General features: G+C 43.5%; 10 protein-coding genes. All 10 read right to left on the bottom strand.

Going from position 1 to position 7511, the window contains the following annotated elements; translation table 11 throughout:
• A partial coding sequence (locus UF75_RS23835; protein ID WP_045577011.1) for an MFS transporter occupies positions 1-848 on the bottom strand: 848 nt, incomplete at its 3' end.
• Between the two features lie 189 nt (positions 849-1037).
• The gene (locus UF75_RS23830) at positions 1038-1670 is read right to left on the bottom strand and encodes a flavodoxin family protein (protein WP_045577010.1); all 633 of its coding nucleotides are present in this window, start codon (positions 1668-1670) and stop codon (positions 1038-1040) included.
• 44 nt (positions 1671-1714) lie between these two features.
• Positions 1715-2824 (bottom strand): aldo/keto reductase, encoded by a 1110-nt coding sequence (locus UF75_RS23825; RefSeq protein ID WP_045577009.1) that lies wholly within the window; start codon positions 2822-2824, stop codon positions 1715-1717.
• Positions 2825-2850: 26 nt separating this feature from the next.
• Complete coding sequence (locus UF75_RS23820) at positions 2851-3387, bottom strand: flavodoxin family protein (protein ID WP_045577008.1); 537 nt, start codon at positions 3385-3387, stop codon at positions 2851-2853.
• Positions 3388-3391: 4 nt separating this feature from the next.
• Positions 3392-3778: a MerR family transcriptional regulator gene (locus UF75_RS23815; RefSeq protein WP_045577007.1), complete on the bottom strand. Its 387-nt coding sequence runs from the start codon at positions 3776-3778 to the stop codon at positions 3392-3394.
• 204 nt (positions 3779-3982) lie between these two features.
• Positions 3983-5149, bottom strand: a complete 1167-nt coding sequence (locus UF75_RS23810) for an iron-containing alcohol dehydrogenase (RefSeq protein WP_045577006.1) — start codon at positions 5147-5149, stop codon at positions 3983-3985.
• Positions 5150-5950: 801 nt separating this feature from the next.
• Positions 5951-6100 carry a hypothetical protein gene (locus tag UF75_RS28705; protein ID WP_156146586.1) on the bottom strand — a complete coding sequence of 50 codons (150 nt, stop codon included), beginning with the start codon at positions 6098-6100 and terminating at the stop codon, positions 5951-5953.
• 57 nt (positions 6101-6157) lie between these two features.
• Complete coding sequence (locus UF75_RS26615; RefSeq protein WP_052693587.1) at positions 6158-6421, bottom strand: hypothetical protein; 264 nt, start codon at positions 6419-6421, stop codon at positions 6158-6160.
• Between the two features lie 19 nt (positions 6422-6440).
• The gene (locus tag UF75_RS23805) at positions 6441-6737 is read right to left on the bottom strand and encodes a tyrosine-type recombinase/integrase (protein ID WP_052693586.1); all 297 of its coding nucleotides are present in this window, start codon (positions 6735-6737) and stop codon (positions 6441-6443) included.
• A gap of 339 nt (positions 6738-7076) precedes the next feature.
• On the bottom strand, positions 7077-7511 hold a 435-nt coding region (locus UF75_RS23800), incomplete at its 5' end, for a DMT family transporter (RefSeq protein WP_045577005.1).

Here is a 7511-nt window from a genome sequence, read left to right as displayed (position 1 = left end):
ATGGCGCCGAGGAAGAGGATGCGGGCCGCGTAGGCCCCATCGCGCTCGCGGCTCGCGAACAGGCGCAGTGGCATGATCGGTTGCTCCGCACGCCACTCGTTGAAAACGAAAAATGCGAGTAACAGGACGCCGGCCGTAAGTACCGCAACCGTGAGTGAATCGCTCCAGCCGGCGGTCGCGGAGCGGACGATGCCGTAGACGAGCGCAGTCATGCCGAGGGTTGAGCTCATGGTGCCTGCCAGGTCAAACCGACCCGGGCGCTGTTCAGTCTCGGCAAGGTAGCGCGGCGCGGCAACCATCATTGCGATCCCGATAGGCATATTGATGAAGAACCCGACGCGCCAGGAGAGCCAGTCGGTGAGGATGCCGCCGAGCACGAGTCCAATACTGGCCCCGACGCTGGCAACGGATCCATAGTAAGCGACCGCACGTGTGCGCTCGTGCCCTTCAGGGAAATTGTCCGACAGGAGAGCGAGCGTCGATGGAGCCACGATCGTGACGCCGATGCCCTGTAACACGCGGGCACCAATCAGCCAGGAGACGGACTGTGCCAGGCCAACGGCGAGAGATGCGACAGTAAAGAGCGCGATTCCGGCAATGAACATACGATGACGGCCGAGGATGTCGCCGGCGCGTGCACCGAGCAATAGCAATCCGCCAAAGGCGAGCGTATAGGCGTTCTGCACCCATGAGAGCCCGGTGGCCGAGAAGCCGAGGCTGTGGTGGATCTTCGGAAGTGCGGTGATGACGATCGAGATGTCGAGTACGATCATAAAGTAGCTGGCAAGAATGATCACGAGCACGGCCGTGCGGTGCGAACTGGGTCCGGCATTAGTAGCAGACCCCATGGTTACGCGCCCCCCATCGTACTAAAAGAGGCACCCGTAATAATGACAACTTTATCTTGAATATTAGACATAAGAGGTACACCTTTCTTAATAAAAAGTAACAAGAAGCCTAAAATATGAAAATTTAAACTTATTCCCCCTCTTGGCTATAATGCATTCAAAGCCCTTGGAAAAGGGAAAATAGCGTCTTTATCGAATAAAGTTGGTCGCTATTCTTTCTTCACGCTCAGGGAACGGAACACCGGCTTTGATACCGGCCTCTTTGCACTTTAAGAACCATGCCATATTTCTTCCTAATATACGCATTATCTGCAATCCCTCTAAATCTTTTTTTACGTCCTCCGGTGTGGAGCCGTGTACCATATTCCAATACCTCGATGAGATAACAGGCATTTCTGATATGGTAAAATATTTATTAAGCTGGTCAAATGTCGCGGTCGTCCCCGCCCTTCTGGCGGAAACAACAGCGGCTGCCGGTTTTAGGTAAAAAATTTGTTTTCCAAAGCATAAATCGGTATAGAAAGCACGGTCTAAAAATGAAGTAATGGCACCTCCTGCAGACGCATAATGTACGGGTGAACCGAATACAAACCCGTCGGCGTCTCCCGCAATATCGAGAAACTCATTGACTCTGTCAGGAAATATACAATACCCCGTTTTCTGGCAGTTTTTACAGGCAATACATCCGGATAACGGCGTGGTTCCGATCTGAAAGATTTCAGTTTCAATCCCTTCTGAATTCAGTGTTTTAGCCACTTCTTCCAATGCCGTATAGGTACACCCCTTTTCATGGGGACTTCCATTCACTAATAATACGTTCATAGTTACCTCCTGTTTGTATTTGAACTTGTAATCAGGTTTAACCGTTACGCGTCAAATACCTTTGACACTTCTTTCAGCTCTTCCACAATGGCTATATGCTGTGGACAGTGCTGTTCACACTGCTTGCAGCCGATGCAGTCGGAAGCTTTTCCAAAGTCCTGTGTCAAATTCAGATAATAAAACGCATGGTTACCAAACAGCCCGAACTGCTTTTGGTTATTATATAGCGAGAAATAGTTCGGGATCGGTATCTTTTTCGGGCAGCCTTCTACACAATACTGGCATGCGGTGCAGGGAATGGCGATGCTGCTGTTGATGATGTCCGTTGCTTTTTTAATGATTTCTTTCTCTTCGTCATTCAAAGGCGTAATATCCAGCATATAACCCGTGTTGTCAACAACCTGTTCGAAATTGCTCATGCCGCTAAGCACCATGAAAACATTTTCTAAAGAAGCCGAGAAGCGGACCGCCCACGAGGCCGCGCTCATATCCGGATGATAAACATTAAACAGCTTCTTCGCCTCTTCGGGTACGTTTGCAAGCGCGCCGCCTTTGACCGGCTCCATGACAATGACGGGCTTCTTGTGCCTTGTCGCTATCTCATAGCATTTCCGGGATTCTATGCTTTCATCGTCCCAGTCTATATAATTGATCTGAAGCTGCACATACTCCATCTCAGGGTGTTCTGTCAAAATCTTCTCCAGCACTTCTGCCTTGTCATGAAAAGAGAAACCGATGTGTTTTACCTTTCCCTCTGCCTTCATTTTTTTCATAAACTCAAAACCACCATATTTCAAAGTGATGGCATAGTTCTTCACGCCCAGGGTATGCAAAAGATAATAATCAAAGTATTCCACGCCACAGCGGTCCAGTTGCTCTTCAAAGATCCTCTGATAATCCGCATTGCAGGTTATCATATAAGTGGGCATTTTATCCGTGATGGTAAATGCGCCCCTGGGGTGCCGTTCCACGAGCGCACTTCTCAAGGCGACCTCGCTCATACCCTGATGATACCGATATGCTGTATCAAAATAGGTGAACCCCTTTTCCAGATAGTAATCTACCATCTTGTTCACAAGTTCCTGATTGATGCTTTTGGGATTTTTTTCTTCCGTTATCGGTAACCGCATAAAACCGAATCCTAATTTTTTCACAATTTCTTTCCTCTTTCTTTCCTCTTTTATGCGTTCTTTCCCATTTCATATGCCTGCTGCATGGTTGCGCTGCCCTTGATGTCACCCTTGTGCCATGCTCCGACGCCATAGACAACACCCTTTTCTTTAGCACCGTTCAGACATAACGTAAATCCGCGAAAGCCGTCAAGCGTCCTTTCCATGGACTGCTTACTGCTGTCGGCAGCGGTAACGATAAAATAGAACTCCTTTCCAGTGATTTCTTCATATCTTGGAACAGTTCTATCAATCAGCGTTTTCATCTGAGCGTTCATAGTATAGAAGTAAACCGGCGTCGCCATGACGATCACATCGGCGTCAATTATTTTCTCCAAAATTTCCGCTATGTCATCCTTCTGAACACACTTATGGCTGATATAGCATGACTCGCACCCGGTGCAGTAGCCAATCCTTTTATCTCTCAAAAAAATCTTTTCCGTCTGATTGCCCGCATCCTGTGCGCCGAGCAAAAACTGGTCGCACAGCAAATCGGAATTACCACCTTTCCTCGGGCTGGCGGACAGCACCAATACTTTTTTACCCATAAACCTAATCCTCCGATCTTTTTAGCTCTTTTTCTTTTTCAACCACCGACTGTTCATAACTTTCGATTTTATAATTCAGGCGTTCCAGCGTATTCTTCATATCTTCCATTCTTGCAATTAACTGCTTACGCTGCTCGGTCAAAAGTTCTTTTCTGGCCTTAGTGGTCGTATCTCCCTGTTGAAACAGCCCAACGTACTCAATCAATGCTTCAATTGGAAGACCTGCATTCCGCATACATTTGATAAATTCGACCCACCTGCAGTCTTCTTCTGTATAATCCCTGATTCCGCCTTTATTGCGGTTCACATGAGGAATCAGTCCGATGCGTTCATAATAGCGGAGTGTATCCTGCGAAAGATCGAATTTTTTACTCACTTCTGCAATCGTCATACGATTTTACCTCCCTGATATTTGATACCTTAACACCTGGAGCTAACTCTAAGTCAAGAGTTTTTAAATAGTAGCACTAAATCCATGCTACTATTTAAAAAGACAGAGTGTTATATGCGTTCATCTTCTATGAGTACGAAGGCAAGCTGTTTGGTCAGTTTAAAATACCTTACTGGCAGACAGGGCATAAGTTATGGAAGAAAATCACACTGCTCCTTCAAGAATCTTTTGGCTTATATCCAATGTAAGATCCTGAGTTTCCGAGAGTGCTGTCATCCCATGAGCCTTCAGCTGTTCAATAACAACTGGTATTTTATTAGCTCCAACGCCATATTGGGACAGATGAGTTTTAACACCAAGGCTTTCGAAGAATTCTCTGGTTTTCTGAATTGCCAAGTCCACCTTTTCCTCTTCGTTGCCACTCTCTATATGCCATACACGTTCTGCATATTGCAGAAGTTTAGCGCGTTTTTGTTCGCGTCTTACCTCTAGTAATGATGGCAATACAATCGCTAAAGTCTGTCCATGATCAATGCCAAATAATGCAGTAAGTTCATGTCCTATCATATGAGTCGCCCAATCCTGAGGAACCCCTGCACCGACTATCCCATTCAATGCAAGAGTAGCACACCAAACATGATTAGCACGTGCATCATAATTTTCGGGTTCAGCAACTGTAGTTTCACCTATTTCAATTAATGTTTGTAAAATACCCTCAGCTATACGATCCTGCACTTTACCGTCAACAGGATATGTGAGATATTGCTCAGTTGTATGCACAAATGCGTCAATCACTCCATTGGCAACCTGCATCTTTGGAAGCGTGAAAGTAATTGTCGGATCTAATATTGAGAATTTAGGGAATGCCAACTCGCACATAACTGGAAATTTCCCGTGTTCATAGCTGATTACAGCTCCGCTATTCATTTCAGATCCCGTAGCAGGTAATGTTAACACTGTACCGAACGGAACAACTTTACTTACCACATCAAAAGGAATTGGCATAAATCCATATTTCAACAAATCACGTGAATCTCCCTTGTAATAGGAAGCTAGTGTTATGAATTTAGTCCCATCAATAACAGAACCGCCACCAACGGCAAGAATAAAGTCAATGTTTTCGTTACGTACAATTTCTACAGCTTTTACCAAAGTCTCGTAACGAGGATTGGGTTCAATACCCCCAAATTCATAAACTTTCCTGTTTCCAAGTGTAGTTTTAACCTTGTCTATAGTGCCACTCCTTTTAGCACTTCCACCTCCATAGGTTATTAAGACAGTAGCATCGGCTGGAACATACTTATCAATGCCCTCAAGTCTGTCTTTACCAAATAAAATACGTGTTGGATTATAAAAATCAAAGTCAAACATAATTGAACCCTCCTTATTATTTTTGTATTGTCATTATAAGACTTGGAGTTAACTCTAAGTCAAGTATTATAAAACTTTTAATTCAACAATGCTTTCTGAAGTCAACAAACATCCTCTTTCTTTTCAATAACGCTTGATTGGGAATGCTACAAACTCTATTTGCCAAGTATCACCATTCTTTCTGCTATCAAACTGCAACACTTGGAGTTTGCTCCAAGTTCAACACACATCACAATACCATAACGTATCGATGTTCATAATTTTCACCCCCGCATAATAACTTACCATCTGGAGTCAACTCCAAGTCAAGCACTTTTTAATAGGAGTCCAATAATTTTTAATGCACTCCTATTACGAATGCGTCACAGTGTTCTTCATCAATTAAACCCCATACATTAACTGAGTTTATTATTACTTTAAAATCGAGTTCTTACTCGATTTTCCTTACTTACCAACATTTTGGATGGGAGTGCTCATTATACCTGCCAAGACCAGGGTTCGCCAACACCAATCAGTCTCATTACAAACCATATTACAGCAGCAGCTACTAGAGCAACTAGAGCAGCCCATTGAATATACCGGCGAGAAAAAACACCTTGACCGGCGAAGTTGAACAGTATGACCGCCGGAGTTAAACGGAATGACCGCTAAGGCTGTACAATCCTACGTCGATTTTTATTGGGACGTTTCCGTCTTCGATTACTCCAAACAATTACACCTCCTACTGAATTAGCAAAAGAGGCCACATCCATAAATTTCCCTTTTCTTTTCTTCTGAACGGGCTAGAGATCCGCATGCTTTTTAGTCCAAGAGTAGACTCTCTTTCTCGCCTTCGGCGATTAGCAATAAAATATCTTCTTCATCCCATTGCCATGGTTCATTCAATACGATTACCACCTTTGTTAAAAATCGTTGCTTGTTTAGAGAAAGACTAACCAATAATTTCCGCATTATCTGTCTCAAATATCGAGGACCAAGCTCTTCAGTTTAGTCATTTTGCGGTTCCTACTAAATTTCTTTGGGTTGACAATCAACCCTTTGTTGTCTAACTTGTATTTCAGTTCTTCGAATAACTCCTTGTGAAACTGCCCAAAACTTACGGTCAAAGTATTTCGGAAAGTAACACGAAGCAAAAAATTCTATATCCATTTCGCCAAGCAACTTGCGTAGCTCTGAAAATGAAAACTCCCCGACAAGTTGTTCTATCTTTGTCGAGGAGAAGTATTTGTTCAGATATTGCTTTAGCCGAAGGTTCTGGCGGTCATGGTCCACTCCAATGCTTCCAGAGCCTCTACCTTATCCTGCTCAGTTGTAACTGTGTAGAGGTTTGTTGCATAATGTTTTCATGTCCAAGTATCTGCTGAATGGTGGTGATTGCTGTTCCTTCTTTGACCAATCTATATCCAAGTGAATGCCTTAGTTGGTGAGGTGAAACATCCATTGCTACTCGATGCCCATGTTTTTCAAGGATCAAGTTAATTGCATTCCTTTTGAAAGCTCCTCGCTGTCCTATTAATAGGAAGTCACTCTCAGTTTCTGGTCTTATAACAAGGTAATCTATAATTGCTTTTCGAACATCCTTATTCAATGGCAGCGTTCTATAGATATTACCTTTACCAATTACCTTGTGATGTCATATTAACTAAATCACAATTCAAGTGCGTTGTCACGTTGAAAGGGCTAGAGTTCTAATAGCCACACTACCGTTACCAGGGTGCTACGTCTCTGGGATATAAATCTCAGTAAAAACTCATTAAGTAACACCAACATATGTTAGACTAGCCAATGGTATATCAATAATTCGCCAACCACACATAGTTCCCAACGGGAGTGATTACCCCTGCGGCCTCTTTGATCAAAAGCCCCGCAACCCTCTTGCAGAAAGTTACGCAACCTTAACTTGCGGTTACACCAATAGTTATTTTTTCTATTTGTTTGAAATCATTGTTGACCCCAATATAAGTACTCCTCCAAGTATTTGATAGATTCCAAATGGTTCCCCTAAAATAGCGACTGCAAAAATTATTGCAAATGCTGGATCCAAGTAACTATATAGAGCTACGTTCGTAGAGGAAAGCTCCTTATAACTTGAAAAATACATTTGATAGGCAAGCCCTGTATGTACAATTCCCAAAATAAGCAACATTACAATTCCATATAGGTCTAATGAAGTCCACTGGTGGATTGGATCCTCAAATAGAACAAGCGGAGCCAAAATCATCGCTGCCATCATTAGTTGAATAAAAGTAGCTGATTGAATAGGAATATGAGTTCCAAACTTTCGGTTAATCAGCACGATGATTGCGTAAAACATTCCCGACACTGCCCCGAATGATATGCCCATTAGATTAGCTTCTTTTAT

The organism is Desulfosporosinus sp. I2, from assembly GCF_000960765.1.
In the GTDB taxonomy this organism is placed as follows: domain Bacteria; phylum Bacillota; class Desulfitobacteriia; order Desulfitobacteriales; family Desulfitobacteriaceae; genus Desulfosporosinus.
The sequence above is the reverse complement of the archived record's forward strand: the minus strand, read 5'-3'. Positions and strand labels throughout refer to the sequence as shown.